At 66.0% G+C, this 13732-nt stretch carries 13 protein-coding genes; 11 read left to right on the plus strand and 2 right to left on the minus strand.

The window, feature by feature from the left end:
- Window positions 1-69 precede the first annotated feature (69 nt).
- A complete protein-coding gene (locus P9220_RS06295; protein ID WP_309764051.1) occupies window positions 70-609 on the minus strand; it encodes a TlpA disulfide reductase family protein in 540 nt (179 codons plus the stop codon).
- A gap of 23 nt (window positions 610-632) precedes the next feature.
- On the minus strand, window positions 633-1289 hold the full coding sequence (locus P9220_RS06300) for a UDP-N-acetylmuramate--alanine ligase (RefSeq protein ID WP_309764052.1): 657 nt from the start codon (window positions 1287-1289) through the stop codon (window positions 633-635).
- A 174-nt stretch (window positions 1290-1463) separates the two neighbouring features.
- Here P9220_RS06300 and mpl point away from each other — a divergent pair, with 174 nt between their 5' ends.
- From mpl to araG, 11 genes are all read left to right on the plus strand, one after another.
- Window positions 1464-2882: a UDP-N-acetylmuramate:L-alanyl-gamma-D-glutamyl-meso-diaminopimelate ligase gene (gene mpl / locus P9220_RS06305; protein ID WP_309764053.1), complete on the plus strand. Its 1419-nt coding sequence runs from the start codon at window positions 1464-1466 to the stop codon at window positions 2880-2882.
- A complete protein-coding gene (locus P9220_RS06310; protein ID WP_309764054.1) occupies window positions 2879-3478 on the plus strand; it encodes a YqiA/YcfP family alpha/beta fold hydrolase in 600 nt (199 codons plus the stop codon). Before mpl ends, P9220_RS06310 begins: the two co-directional genes overlap by 4 nt.
- Window positions 3479-3540: 62 nt before the next feature.
- Complete coding sequence (locus tag P9220_RS06315) at window positions 3541-5589, plus strand: RNB domain-containing ribonuclease (protein WP_309764055.1); 2049 nt, start codon at window positions 3541-3543, stop codon at window positions 5587-5589.
- Window positions 5586-6443 (plus strand): shikimate dehydrogenase, encoded by an 858-nt coding sequence (gene aroE / locus P9220_RS06320; protein WP_309764056.1) that lies wholly within the window; start codon window positions 5586-5588, stop codon window positions 6441-6443. Before P9220_RS06315 ends, aroE begins: the two co-directional genes overlap by 4 nt.
- Window positions 6443-7204 carry a monofunctional biosynthetic peptidoglycan transglycosylase gene (mtgA, locus tag P9220_RS06325; RefSeq protein WP_309764057.1) on the plus strand — a complete coding sequence of 254 codons (762 nt, stop codon included), beginning with the start codon at window positions 6443-6445 and terminating at the stop codon, window positions 7202-7204. Before aroE ends, mtgA begins: the two co-directional genes overlap by 1 nt.
- Window positions 7205-7566: 362 nt before the next feature.
- The gene (locus tag P9220_RS06330) at window positions 7567-8481 is read left to right on the plus strand and encodes an IclR family transcriptional regulator (protein ID WP_309764058.1); all 915 of its coding nucleotides are present in this window, start codon (window positions 7567-7569) and stop codon (window positions 8479-8481) included.
- Window positions 8478-9455 carry a 2-dehydro-3-deoxygalactonokinase gene (locus P9220_RS06335; RefSeq protein ID WP_309764059.1) on the plus strand — a complete coding sequence of 326 codons (978 nt, stop codon included), beginning with the start codon at window positions 8478-8480 and terminating at the stop codon, window positions 9453-9455. Before P9220_RS06330 ends, P9220_RS06335 begins: the two co-directional genes overlap by 4 nt.
- 24 nt (window positions 9456-9479) lie before the next feature.
- On the plus strand, window positions 9480-10157 hold the full coding sequence (locus tag P9220_RS06340; RefSeq protein ID WP_309764060.1) for a 2-dehydro-3-deoxy-6-phosphogalactonate aldolase: 678 nt from the start codon (window positions 9480-9482) through the stop codon (window positions 10155-10157).
- Entirely contained in the window at window positions 10154-10933 is a 780-nt protein-coding gene (locus P9220_RS06345; RefSeq protein ID WP_309764061.1) for an SDR family oxidoreductase, read from the plus strand. Before P9220_RS06340 ends, P9220_RS06345 begins: the two co-directional genes overlap by 4 nt.
- A 187-nt stretch (window positions 10934-11120) precedes the next feature.
- Entirely contained in the window at window positions 11121-12128 is a 1008-nt protein-coding gene (locus P9220_RS06350; RefSeq protein ID WP_309764062.1) for an arabinose ABC transporter substrate-binding protein, read from the plus strand.
- A gap of 56 nt (window positions 12129-12184) precedes the next feature.
- Entirely contained in the window at window positions 12185-13699 is a 1515-nt protein-coding gene (gene araG / locus P9220_RS06355; protein WP_309764063.1) for an L-arabinose ABC transporter ATP-binding protein AraG, read from the plus strand.
- Window positions 13700-13732: the final 33 nt, after the last annotated feature.

Here is a 13732-nt window from a genome sequence, read left to right on the forward strand (position 1 = left end):
AAGTTCCCGCAAAAGCACGCTAAGTTGCTGCTTACTTATCGTAAAGGCGAGGCATCAGGTGGCGATTTTTTACAGCGCGTCCAGCGTTCGCTTGAGTTCCGCTTCGTTCACTTCGCCGAGTTTTGTCGCCCGGACAGCGCCCTTCGAGTCGATGACGACGGTAAATGGCAGTCCACCCGCGTTATTGCCGAAACCCCGCGCAAGATCCGCGCCGCCGAAACCGGTCACGTAGACGGGGTAATCGACCGGGACTTTCTTCAGGAAGTCGTTGACGTTCTTCTCGCTGTCGACGCCGAGCCCGATGAACGTGACACCCTTCTTTTGATATTCGCGTTGCAGCGCGGAGAGCGTCGGCATTTCCTTCACGCACGGGCCGCACCACGATGCCCAGAAGTTGACGACGACCGGCTTGCCCTTGAAAGCCGCGAGCGGCTGCGACGTGCCGGCGGCGGCGGGCGGCGTCGCCTGCCACAATTGTTCGACGGCGTTGCCGCTCGGCTGCGTGGCGGCTTCCGTATCGACGCCGGAAAAGTAATGGCCCGCGTAGAAGCCGCCGACGGTCGCGGCGATCGCAACCGCGAGGGCCGCCAGGATGCGTTTGCTGTTCATGGACGTGAGAGCGTGTTGAAGTTTCAGCCGCCGACTTCGAGCGGCGGACGACCGGAATGGCCGGGATCGTCGAGCAGGGCGCGCACGGCCGCCGCGTTCGCTCGTGCGAGCCGTCCGCGTCCGTCGGCACGCACCGCGCCGCGCAGATCGTTGCTTCCGTAGAGTGCGATATGCACGCCGATCGGCTCCTCGCCGCGTTCGCGATGCAGGAAGCTGAGCGTTTCCACATAGCCGCGCCCCGCGAAGTGACGCGTTTCGGAGACGTCGTACTGAATGTTGGCGTTGAGCAGATAAATGGCGACTTCCTTCGGGTTGTCGCAGAAGCATTGCAGATGGATATCCGAATGCTCGCCCGCCGTGCCGTTGAGCACCGCGCCGGTCAGATACGGATCGAAGGGCTTGAGCCGCTCCATCCAGTCGAGCGCCACCTCGCGCATGCGGCGCAGGACGGCGGGCTGGCTGTCGCTCTGGAAAATCGCCTGGTACTCGCGGATTTCCTCTTCGATCTGATCGTTGTCGGGTAGGAATTCGCCGCCGATTTTCGCCTCGCCGACGACCTGCCGCGCCGCCTTGCGCTTCGCGGTGGAGTAGTCGAGGCCATCTTCGGCGATCATTCTCGCTGCTGCGATCGCGATTTCCTCGCGCACGCGCTGCGGATCGAAGTGTGATTTGCGGACCATTGGGGAATCATACTAGATAACGCCTGGCGGCCTTTGCGGCTCGCGGGCGCGCCGTCAGGCGGCCGGCGCGCTCGGTTACAATATGCGCCTCCAGGCGCGTTCCTGCACGGGCTTTCCGTCCGCGCGCCGTTCGTCTTTTCTGCACTTCATCGCCTGCGCGGCGCAACACGGTTTATGCACATCCATATCCTCGGCATCTGCGGCACCTTCATGGGCGGTCTCGCCGTCCTGGCTCGCGAGGCGGGCCACAAGGTCACGGGCTGCGACGCGGGCGTCTATCCGCCGATGAGCACGCAGCTCGAAGCGCAGGGTATCGAACTGATCGAGGGCTATGGCGTCGAGCAACTCTCGCTGGAACCGGATCTCTTCGTCGTCGGCAATGTGGTGTCGCGCGGCAATCCGCTGATGGAAGCCATCCTGGATCGCGGCCTGCCGTACACGTCCGGCCCGCAATGGCTCGGCGAGCACGTGCTGGCGGGCAAGTGGGTGCTCGCGGTCGCGGGCACGCACGGCAAGACCACGACGAGCTCAATGCTCGCGTGGCTGCTCGAAGACGCCGGCATGAACCCCGGCTTTCTGATCGGCGGCGTGCCGCTCAACTTCGGCATCTCCGCCCGTCTGACCGATTCCAGCTTCTTCGTCATCGAAGCCGACGAGTACGACACCGCGTTCTGCGACAAGCGTTCCAAGTTCGTCCATTACCGGCCGCGCACGGCCGTGCTCAATAACCTCGAGTTCGATCACGCTGATATCTTCCCCGATCTCGCCGCCATCGAAACGCAATTCCATCATCTCGTCCGCACGGTGCCGGGCGTCGGGCGCATCGTGTCGAACGGGCGCGAGGCGGCGCTCGAACGCGTCCTGTCGCGCGGATGCTGGTCGGGCGTCGAGCGTTTCGGCGTCGAAGGGGGATGGCAGGCGCTGCCCGCCCGCGACGGCGAACCCGTCGACGAGCAGTTCGCGGTCTACTGGGAAGGCGAGCGGCAGGGCGTCGTCGAGTGGCAGGTGCAGGGCGAGCACAATCGCATGAACGCGCTCGCGGCGATTGCGGCGGCGCGCTCGGTCGGCGTCCCGGCGGCGCAGTCGGTCAAGTCGCTGGCGGGTTTTCGCAACGTCAAGCGGCGCATGGAAGTGAAGGGCAGCGTCGAGGGCGTCACCGTCTACGATGACTTCGCGCATCATCCGACCGCCATCGAAACCACCGTCGCGGGCTTGCGCACGCGCATCGGCGATGCGGGCCACGCTCGTATCCTCGCCGTGCTCGAGCCGCGCTCGAACACGATGAAGCTCGGCACGATGAAAGCGCAGCTGCCCGCGAGCCTCGCCGGCGCGGATCTCGTGTTCGGCTACGGCGCGCGCGATGGCCGCGACAAGCTCGGCTGGGACCTGGCCGAAGCCTTGTCGCCGCTCGGCGACCGGGCGCAGGCCTTCAATGAAATCGAGCCGCTGGTGAAAGCGGTCGTAGGTGCGGCGCGCCCCGGTGACCACGTGCTCGTGATGAGCAACGGCGGTTTCGGCGGCGTACATCAGAAACTGCTCGATGCGCTGTCGGCGCGTCCGGGTCCGGGGACAACCGCAAGAGGCCCCGCGTGATTCTCTACCTGCACGGCTTTCGCTCGTCTCCCCAATCGTTCAAGGCGCGCATGATGCGCGCGCGCCTCGCGGAACTCGGCCGGCTGAGCGAATGGCAGTGCCCGGTGTTGCCGGTTTCCCCGTGCGACGCCATCACGCTCGCGGAGTCCATCGGCGGCGCGGCGCAGCCGGACGATGTCACCGTCGTCGGCAGTTCGCTCGGCGGCTACTACGCCACCTATCTCGCCGAGAAACACGGCTGGCGCGCGGTGCTGCTGAATCCCGCCGTCATGCCCGACGTCGATCTCAGTGCGTATCTCGGCGAACAGCCGTTGTGGCACGGCGGCGGCACCATTACCGTGCTGCCGCGTCATCTGGACGAGCTTCGCGCGCTTCATGTCGATGCCGTCACGCGCCCCGAGCGCTATTTCCTGATGGCGGCGACCGGCGACGAAGTGCTCGACTATCGCGCGATGCTTGCGCACTATCCGGGCGTTCGCACGACGCTGATCGAAGGCAGCGATCATGCGATCAGTGACTTCGCCGACCATCTCGCCGATGTGCTCGCGTTCTGCGATCAGGCGCCGCGCGCCGCGCTGGCTCCCGCAGCTGCGTGATGCCCCATTCATACGCTGGCGCGCCCGCTGCGCGCCGGTCCACCGTCTTACGAGAGTATTGAGTGAACGTTTTCTTCGAGGAATCGGGTAGTTTCAAGGCCGGCTCGGTCTTGTCGAAACAGGGCGACGCGTTTCAGGTCGAGTTGCCGGGCGGACGCCGCGCCAAGGTCCGCGCGAAGGACGTGCTGATCGAGTTCGAAAAGCCCGCCGCCGGCGATCTGATGCAGGAAGCCGACGCCATCGCACAGGAGATCGACCTCGATTTCCTGTGGGAATGCGCGCCCGACGAGGAGTTTCCGTTCGCCGCGCTCGGCGCGGACTATTTCGGCGACAAGTTCGGCCCCGCCGAACGCGCCGCGCTCGTGCTGCGCATGCACGGCTCGCCGGTCTATTTCCGCCGCAAGGGGCGCGGGCAGTATCAGCGCGCGCCGCAGGAACAGTTGCAGATGGCGCTCGCGTCGCTGGAACGCAAGCGTCAGCAAGCGCTCGTGCAGGCCGGTTACGAAGAGGAACTGAAGGCGGGCAAGCTGCCCGAGGCGCTGAAGGGCAAGGCCATCGGCCTCTTGACGAAGCCGGACAAAAACTCGATCGAGTACAAGGCGCTCGAAGCCGCCGCCGCGGCGCGCGGCATTTCGCAGGCGCGGCTGATGCTCGAATGCGGCGGCATTCCGTCCGCGCGTGCGCTGCACGAGGCGCGTTTCCTGTCGGAGTACTTTCCGCACGGCGTCGGCTTTCCGGCGGTGCAGCCCGCGCCGCTGCCGGATGACCTGCCCGAAGCGCATGTGCAGGCGTTCTCCATCGATGATGTCACGACCACCGAAATCGACGACGCCTTCTCCGTCGAGCATCTTGCGGACGGGCGCCTGCGCATCGGTATCCACATCGCGGCCCCGGCGCTCGGCATCGCGCGCGGCGACACGGTCGATTCCATCGCGCGCAGCCGTCTGTCGACGGTCTACATGCCGGGCGACAAGATCACGATGCTGCCCGACAACGTCGTCGAGGTGTTCACGCTGGGCGAAGGCGGACTGCGTCCGGCGCTGTCGCTCTACATCATCGTGAATCGCGAGACGCAGGAGATCGTCGCCACCGAAACGCGCGCCGAACGCGTGTTCGTGAAAAGCAATCTGCGGCACAACCATCTGGACGAGCACGTCACCGAGGAGAGCCTTGCCGCCGGCACGGGCGACTATCCGCACAAGGAAGACATCGCGGTGCTGTGGCCGCTCGCGCAGTCGCTCTTCGAGAAGCGTCAGCAGGCGCGCGCCACCTACGGCCTCAAGCGCGAAGTGCAGCGCAACAACGACTTCAACTTCTACGTCGAGGGCGAGCACATCACGATCACGCCGCGCCGCCGCGGATCGCCGCTCGATCTGATCGTCGCCGAGCTGGCCATTCTGGCGAATTCTTCGTGGGGCGCGTTTCTCAACGATCACGGCGTGCCGGGCATCTATCGCTCGCAGCGCGGTTTCGGCGGTCCCGGCCCGAAGCGCACGCGCATGCAGACGACGCCCGCGCCGCACGAAGGTCTCGGCGTCGCGCAATATGCGTGGAGCACGTCGCCGCTGCGCCGTTACGTCGACCTCGTCAATCAGTGGCAATTGCTCGCGTGCGTGCAGCACGGCGTCACCGCGAAGCTGGCCGCGCCGTTCAAGCCGAAGGATGCCGACTTGTTCGCGGTCGTGCAGGGCTTCGACGATACCTACAGCGCCTACGCTGATCACCAGCGCCGCATGGAGTATTTCTGGTGTCTGCGCTGGCTGAAGCAGGAGAACAAGCGGCACGTGCCGGCGTCGGTGGTGAAGGACGATCTCGTGCGTCTGGAAGAGATTCCGCTGATCCTGCACGTGCCCGGCCTCGGCGTGCATGCGCGCGGCACGCGGGTGATGCTCGAAGTCGTATCGATCGATGAACTGACCGTCGAAGCGTCGTGCCGCCTGCTGCACGTGATCGACGCGCCGTCCGCGAGCGCGCCCGTCGAGGAAGAGGAAGCCGAAGAAGAAATCATCGAGGCCGACGATCTCAGCGCCGAAAGCGAAGCCGAAGCGCAAGCGGAAGCTTCTGCCGAGCCGCAAGCATCAGCACCGGATTCCACGGAGCCGACGCAATGACCCAGCCTGCGCAAGCCGACCGCTATGCGGTCATCGGGAACCCCGTCGAGCACAGCAAGTCGCCGTGGATTCACGCGCGTTTCGCCGGGCAAACGGGCGAGCCGGTCGAATACAGCCGCATTCTCGGGCCGCTCGGCGGTTTCGAGGCAGCGGTGAAAAGCTTCATCGCGTCGGGCGGGCGTGGCATGAACGTGACCGTCCCGTTCAAGCTCGACGCCCACGCCTTCGCCGATTCGCTCTCGCCGCGCGCGGCGGCGGCCGGCGCGGTGAACACGCTGTCGTTCAGCGACGACGGCGTGCGCGGCGACAACACCGATGGCGTCGGCCTCGTGCGAGACATCGAAGTGAATCTGGGCGTGAGTCTCGAAGGCGCGCGGATCCTGCTGCTGGGCGCGGGCGGCGCGGCGCGCGGCGTCGTGTTGCCGATTTTCGACCGGAAACCGGCTGCCCTCGTCATCGTCAATCGGACGGCGGCGAAGGCGCGCGAACTCGTCGCTCAGTTCGCAGCACGCGCGGAGGAAACCGGCGTAAGCCTTACCGGCGGCGGCGCGGACAGCGCCGATAACGCGCGTTACGACGTAGTCATCAACGCGACGGCCGGCAGTCTCGACGCCGCGCTCCCCGAGTGCGACGACGCCGCATTCGGCGCCGGCACGCTCGCCTACGACATGATGTACGGCCCGAAGCCCACTGTCTTCATGGAGCACGCGGAGCGCCTCGGCGCACGTGCCGCCGATGGTCTCGGCATGCTCGTCGAGCAGGCGGCCGAGTCGTTTTTCATCTGGCGCGGCGTGCGTCCGGACGGCGGCGCGGTGTTGCGCGAATTGCGCCACACGCTCGCGGCCAAAGCCTGATGACCACCGCGCCGGCCTCGAACCGCACGTCGCCGCGCTCGCGGCAGACGCGCCCGGCCGTGCGCCTCGGCCCCGCGCGATGGATCGCCTACGGCATATCGGTGTTCGTCATCGCGGCAATCGCGACGCAGCTCTACTTTTTCGCGCAAGTCGGCGTGTGGACGGTGCTGAATCCCGGTTCGACCGCGTTCATGCGCGCCGACGCGTGGGCGCTCGCGAAAGCCCGCCCCGGCGCGCCGCTGCAACGGACGTGGGTGCCTTACGACCAGATATCGCGCAATCTGAAGCGGGCGATCATCGCGTCCGAAGATGCGAACTTCGTCAACAACAACGGCTATGAGACCGACGCCATCCTGCAGGCGTGGGAGAAAAACAAGGCGCGCGGAAGGATCGTCGCGGGTGGATCGACCATTTCGCAGCAGCTCGCGCGCAACCTGTTCCTGTCGCGCGAGAAAAGCTATCTGCGCAAGGCGCAGGAACTCGTCATCACGTGGATGCTCGAGTTCTGGATGGACAAGCAGCGCATCTTCGAGATCTATCTGAATTCGGTCGAATGGGGCAACGGCGTCTACGGCGCGGAAGCGGCGGCGCAGTATTACTACAAGACATCGGCGGCGAAGCTGACGGCCGGACAAAGCGCGCGCCTCGCCGTGATGCTGCCGCGCCCCAAGTACTTCGACGATCATCGGAACTCGTCGTATCTCGCGGCGCGATCGCGCGTCATCGCGCGACGGATGGGCGCCGCCGAGCTGCCCGAGTGATATTTAGTTGGCGTCGCTAAACATCGCAAAGCCCTGATCCCTCAGGGCTTTTTCTTTTTCCGGCGGCTTTCGGCTGTCAGCCGGGGTCCCAGTATGTGAACGAGTCGATCACATATTGAATTATCGAGATAGCCGGAACTACAATCCGTGCAGGCTTTCGATGGAAGCGCCACGAAGCCCGCGCGCATGCACCGCTGACATGCGCGCATAAAAACAAATTCGGAGACACGTCATGCACTCGATCGCTCGCCCGCGCTCGCGGATTGCGTTGCACGATTCATCGGTTTTCCGCGCCGGCACGCGCCGGTCCGTCCAGGCGTCGCGGCTTTCGCGCGTTGCATGATTCACGAGGGCGAGCCGACATGAGCGATCAGTCCACCAGCGCGACTCGCGCGCGCAGCAGCGCGAGCGGCCCACAGAACACCCCGCCGCACGGACGCGATCCCGATGCCATCGCACTGCCGAGCGCGCTCGTCGATATCACGCCGCAGCAGGCCGGCACGCAGACGCTTTTGCGCGGCCTCGCGATCCTCGAAGCCGCCGCGAACGGCGCGCGCGATCTGCGCTCGTTCAGCGCCGCGCTCGGCACGACGCGCAGCACGACGCACCGGCTCGTCAGCTCGCTCGTGCAGGCGCGCTACCTGCGGCAAGTGCAGGGCGGCTATCTGCTCGGGCCGAAGCTGATCGAACTCGGCACCATCGCGCTGGAGCAGATGCCGCTGACCACCGTTGCGCGGCCGTATCTGCAGGCGCTTGCGCAGCATACGCAGGACACGATCCATCTCGGCGTGCGCGACGGCGACGACGTGCTCTACATCGACAAGATTCCCGGCACGCGCGGACTGGAGATGCGCTCGCGCGTCGGGCACCGGATGCCGCTCGCGTCGACGGGCATCGGCAAGGCGATGATGCTCGATCTCGAGAGCAACGCTTGGAAGAAGCTGCTGGAGGCGTCGCATCGCGCGCTCGCCCGCACGAGCTTCAAGCCGGATAACCGGCCGGACGTCGGCACGTTCGTGCAGCGCATGACGCGCTATTCGCAAGGCGGCTACACGTTCGACCTGGAAGAGAACGAAGCGTCGATTCGCTGCGTCGCCGCACCCGTGCGCGATGCGTCCGGGGCGATCGTCGCGGCGCTCTCGGTGGCGAGCACCATTCCGTATATGCCCGAGGAGCGCATGGAAGAACTGATTCCGATCGTGCAGCAGGAAGCCCGCGCGATTTCTTCCGAACTCGGCTGGCGCGCGCCGCAAGCCAGCCGCAGGATCAAGCGATGACCGCGCCTCCTGTTGCACCCGCGCTCGTCGCGCTCGACTGGGGCACGACCTCGCTGCGCGCCTATCTGCTCGGCGCGGACGGCGTCGCGCTCGACACCCGCGCATCGCCGGCAGGGATCATGAATCTGCCCGCGGGCGGCTTCGAGCAGGCGTTCGAAGAAACCTGCGGCGCGTGGCTCGACGCGCATCCCGCATTGCCGGTACTGGCGGCGGGCATGGTCGGCAGCGCGCAGGGCTGGGCGGAAGCGCCTTACGTGGACACGCCCGCCGATGCCGATGCGCTCGTCGCAGGCATCGTCGCCATCGAGACGGCGCGCGGCGCGACCGTGCGTATCGTGCCGGGCGTGCTCGAACGGGGCGTGCTGCCGAACGTCATGCGCGGCGAGGAAACGCAGATCGTCGGCGCGTTGGCGAGCGATGCATCGCTGAACGCGGAAGGCGGCGTGCTGATCGGCCTGCCGGGGACGCACGCGAAATGGGCGTTCGTGCAGGCGGGGCGCATCGAGCGCTTCTACACGTTCATGACGGGCGAAGTGTTCGGCGCGCTGCGCGACCACACGATTCTCGGCCGCACGATGCAGCAGGGCGCGGCGGCGGACGCATCGGCATTCGAGCGCGGCGTCGATACCGCACGCGATGCCGGTCATCCCGGCGTGCTCGCGACCATCTTCAGCACGCGCACGCTCGGTCTCACCGCGGAATTAACCCCGGCGCAACAGCCGGATTATCTGTCGGGCCTTCTGATCGGCCACGAACTGCGCGGCCTGTCGGAAGTGCTCGCGCGCGATCAGTCGTCGCTCGCGGGCCGGACGCTGCGGCTCATCGGCAACGAGACGCTTTGCGACCGCTATCGCGCGGCGCTCGCGCGCTTCGGCTGTCACGATGCCGCAACCGTCGCGAACGCCACCGAGCAGGGCCTATACCGAATCGCCGTGCAAGCCGGGCTCGTGCCAGCGCCCGCGCGCGCGGCCTGAGCAGCACGAGAAGGAGTCACGACGATGCAGCCACCCATCAATCTCCCTGCGCCGTATCAGATGCACGACGGTCTCGCGAAGGCGTTCGCCGCGTGTCCGCTGATCGCGATCCTGCGCGGCGTCACGCCCGCCGATGCCGCCGAGCACGGCCGCGCGCTCTATGAAGCGGGCTTTCGCATCGTCGAAGTGCCGCTCAACTCGCCGCAGCCGTTCGACAGCATCGCGGCGATCCGTCAGGCGTTGCCGGCCGATGCCATCGTCGGCGCGGGAACGGTGCTGCATCCGGGCTATGTCGACGACGTGAAGGCCGCCGGCGGCGAACTGATCGTGATGCCGCACAGCGACGGCGATGTCGTCCGCGCCGCCAAGGCGCTCGGGCTCGCGTGCGCGCCGGGCGTCGCCACGCCGAACGAAGGTTTCATCGCGCTGAAGAACGGCGCGGACGTGCTGAAGATGTTCCCCGCCGAACAGCTCGGCCCGACGGTCGTGAAGGCGTGGCGCGCGGTCATCGCGAAGGACGTGCCGCTCGTGCCGGTCGGCGGAATTTCGCCGGACAACATGGGGCCGTTCCTGACGGCGGGCGCGAACGGCTTCGGCCTCGGCTCCGCGCTCTACAAGCCGGGCCAGGGCGTGAAGGTGACGGCGCTTCATGCGAAGGCATTCGTCGGCGGGCTCGCCATCGCGAAAGGTGAGAAACGATGAACCGACTCGCCGGCAAGGTCGCGATCATCACGGGCGCGGGGCGCGGCATCGGTGCGGCGATCGCGCTGGCGTTCGCGCGCGAAGGCGCGGCGGTCGCGCTGGCGGAGCTGGACATCGAAACGGCAAAGGCGACGGCTGCGCGCATCGGACAGGAGACCGGCGCGGAACAGGTGCTGGCGGTGCCGACGGACGTGACGCAAAGCGCATCGGTGAAGGAAGCCGTCGCGGAAGCGGAAGCGCGGCTCGGCCCCGTCGACGTGCTCGTGAACAACGCCGGCATCAACGTGTTCTGCGATCCGCTCACGATGACCGACGACGACTGGCGCCGCTGCTTCGCTGTCGACCTCGACGGTGTCTGGAACGGCTGTCGCGCCGTGTTGCCGGGCATGGTGGCGCGCGGGCGGGGCAGCATCGTGAATATCGCGTCGACGCATGCGTTCAAGATTATCCCCGGCTGCTTTCCGTATCCGGTGGCCAAGCATGGCGTGATCGGCCTCACGCGTGCGCTCGGCATCGAATACGCGCCGAACAACGTGCGCGTGAACGCGATCGCGCCGGGTTACATCGAGACGCAGCTGACGCTCGACTGGTGGAACGAGCAGCCGGATCCCGCCGCCGCGCGGCAGGCGACGCTCGACCTGCAGCCGATGAAGCGCATCGGCCAGCCGCACGAAGTGGCGATGACGGCGGTGTTCCTCGCATCGGATGAAGCGCCGTTCATCAACGCGAGCTGCATCACCGTGGATGGCGGCCGCTCGGCGCTCTATCACGACTAGAACATGAAGAATGACGCACTCGCCGCGGTGCGGCAAAGGCGCTGACGCGCAAGTTGGATGTCGCGATGCGACGGCGGCACGAAAGTAACCAGCAGTCACGAGCAATAACAAGCAGCCACACACACCTTCGTAACGGCCCGTCACGCGGGCTTTTTGAGACAACGGGTAAAAACTCGGGAGACACAAGATGAAACGCAGACTGTTCCTCACGCTGATCGCCACCGCTGCCGCCACGAGCGCCACGATGATCGCCGCGCCCGTCGCGCAGGCCGCCGATGAAGTCAAGATCGGCTTTCTCGTAAAGCAGCCGGAAGAGCCGTGGTTCCAGGACGAATGGAAGTTCGCCGAGGCGGCCGCGAAGAACAAGGGCTTCACGCTCGTGAAGATCGGCGCGCCGTCGGGCGAAAAGGTGATGAGCGCCATCGACAACCTCGCCGCGCAAAAGGCGCAGGGCTTCATCATCTGCACGCCGGACGTGAAGCTCGGACCGGGCATCGTCGCGAAGGCGAAGGCCGACAAACTGAAGATGATGACCGTCGACGACCGCCTGGTCGATGGCTCCGGCAAGCCGATCGAGTCCGTGCCGCACATGGGCATCTCCGCGTACAACATCGGCAAGCAGGTCGGCGACGGCATCGCCGCCGAGATCAAGAAGCGCGGCTGGGACATGAAGGAAGTCGGCGCCATCGACGTGACCTACGAGCAGTTGCCGACCGCGCACGACCGCACGGCCGGCGCCACCGATGCGCTCGTCGCCGCTGGCTTTCCGAAGGCGAACATCATCGCCGCGCCGCAAGCGAAGACCGACACCGAGAACGCGTTCAACGCCGCGAACATCGCGCTCACGAAGAACCCGCAGTTCAAGCACTGGGTTGCGTATGCGCTGAACGACGAAGGCGTGCTCGGCGCGGTGCGCGCGGCGGAAGGCCGTGGCTTCAAGGCCGACAACATGATCGGCATCGGCATCGGCGGGTCGGATTCTGCGCTCAACGAGTTCAAGAAGCCGCAGCCGACGGGCTTCTTCGGCACCGTCATCATCAGCCCGAAGCGTCACGGCGAAGAGACGTCCGAACTGATGTACGCGTGGATCAAGGACGGCAAGACGCCGCCGATGCTCACGCTCACGACCGGCATGCTCGCCACGCGTGACAACGTGGCGTCGGTGCGTCAGCAGATGGGCCTGGCGTCGAACTAAGTCTTTTTCGCGGCAAGCGGGCCGCGCGTGCGGTCCGCTGAAAAACAGGAGGCGATGTGTCAGCGACGCTGCGTTTTGACAATATCGGCAAGGTGTTTCCAGGCGTGCGTGCGCTCGACGGCGTGTCGTTCGACGTCAATGCCGGCGAAGTTCACGGTTTGATGGGCGAGAACGGCGCGGGCAAATCGACCTTGCTGAAGATTCTCGGCGGCGAGTATCAGCCCGATTCGGGGCGCGTGCTCATCGACGAAAGGGAAGTGCATTTCGGGAGCGCGGCGGCATCGATTGCGTCGGGCATCGCGGTGATTCATCAGGAATTGCAGTACGTGCCGGACCTCACCGTGTCCGAGAACCTGCTGCTCGGCGCGTTGCCGAACCGGCTCGGCTGGGTCAACAAGAGCGCCGCGAAAAAGCACGTGCGCGAGCGGCTCGCAGCGATGGGCGTCGATCTCGATCCGAACGCGAAGCTGCGCAAGCTCTCCATCGCGCAGCGGCAGATGGTCGAAATCTGCAAGGCGCTGCTGCGCAACGCGCGCGTGATCGCGCTCGACGAGCCGACGTCGTCGCTGTCGCATCGCGAGACGGAGGTGCTCTTCAAGCTCGTGCGCGACCTGAAGGCCGACAAGCGCGCGCTCATCTACATTTCGCATCGCATGGACGAGATTTACGAGCTGTGCGATGCCTGCACGATTTTCCGCGACGGCCGCAAGATCGCATCGCACACGCGGCTCGCCGAAGTGCCGCGCGATACGCTCGTGCAGGAAATGGTCGGCCGCGAAATCAGCGACATCTACAACTACCGTGCGCGTCCCATCGGCGATGTGCGCTTCGCGGTGAGCAATCTTCAGGGCGATGCGCTTTCCGCACCGGCGAACTTCGAAGTGCGGCGCGGCGAGATCGTCGGGTTCTTCGGACTCGTCGGCGCGGGCCGCAGCGAACTGATGCATCTGGTCTACGGCGCGGACAAGAAAAAGGACGGCACGATCCGCCTCGACGGCCAGCCGATCAAGGTCCGCAACACCGGCGAGGCGATCCGTCACGGCATCGTGCTGTGTCCGGAGGATCGCAAGGAGGAGGGCATCGTCGCAATGGCGACGGTCGCGGAGAACATCAACATTTCGTGCCGGCGGCATTACCTGCGAGCGGGGCTGTTCCTCGATCGCAAGAAGGAGGCGCAGACGGCGGATCGCTTCATCCAATTGCTGAAGATCAAGACGCCGAGCCGCAGGCAGCGCATTCGTTTTCTGTCGGGCGGCAACCAGCAGAAGGCGATTCTGTCGCGCTGGCTCGCGGAGCCGGACCTGAAAGTCGTGATTCTCGATGAACCGACGCGCGGCATCGACGTGGGCGCGAAGCACGAAATCTATAACGTCATCTATCAACTGGCGGAGCGCGGCTGCGCGATCGTGATGATCTCCTCCGAACTGCCGGAAGTGCTGGGCGTGTCGGACCGGATCGTCGTGATGCGGCAGGGGCGCATCGCGGGCGAATTGCCGCGCGGTGAGGCCAACGAACAGTCGGTGCTGAATCTTGCGTTGCCGCAAGCCGAGACGGTCGCCAAGGCCGCGTGAAGGAACAAAAGGGACGAAAGGGAAAGAGGAGCG

This window comes from Caballeronia sp. LZ016 (genome assembly GCF_031450805.1).
Taxonomy (GTDB): Bacteria; Pseudomonadota; Gammaproteobacteria; order Burkholderiales; family Burkholderiaceae; genus Caballeronia.

Coding starts and splice junctions, on each gene's coding strand:
- P9220_RS06295 (WP_309764051.1), bottom strand. CDS start 609: ATGAACAGCAAACGCATCCTGGCGGCCCTCGCGGTTGCGATCGCCGCG.
- P9220_RS06300 (WP_309764052.1), bottom strand. CDS start 1,289: ATGGTCCGCAAATCACACTTCGATCCGCAGCGCGTGCGCGAGGAAATC.
- mpl (WP_309764053.1), top strand. CDS start 1,464: ATGCACATCCATATCCTCGGCATCTGCGGCACCTTCATGGGCGGTCTC.
- aroE (WP_309764056.1), top strand. CDS start 5,586: ATGACCCAGCCTGCGCAAGCCGACCGCTATGCGGTCATCGGGAACCCC.
- mtgA (WP_309764057.1), top strand. CDS start 6,443: ATGACCACCGCGCCGGCCTCGAACCGCACGTCGCCGCGCTCGCGGCAG.
- P9220_RS06330 (WP_309764058.1), top strand. CDS start 7,567: ATGAGCGATCAGTCCACCAGCGCGACTCGCGCGCGCAGCAGCGCGAGC.
- P9220_RS06335 (WP_309764059.1), top strand. CDS start 8,478: ATGACCGCGCCTCCTGTTGCACCCGCGCTCGTCGCGCTCGACTGGGGC.
- P9220_RS06340 (WP_309764060.1), top strand. CDS start 9,480: ATGCAGCCACCCATCAATCTCCCTGCGCCGTATCAGATGCACGACGGT.
- P9220_RS06345 (WP_309764061.1), top strand. CDS start 10,154: ATGAACCGACTCGCCGGCAAGGTCGCGATCATCACGGGCGCGGGGCGC.
- P9220_RS06350 (WP_309764062.1), top strand. CDS start 11,121: ATGAAACGCAGACTGTTCCTCACGCTGATCGCCACCGCTGCCGCCACG.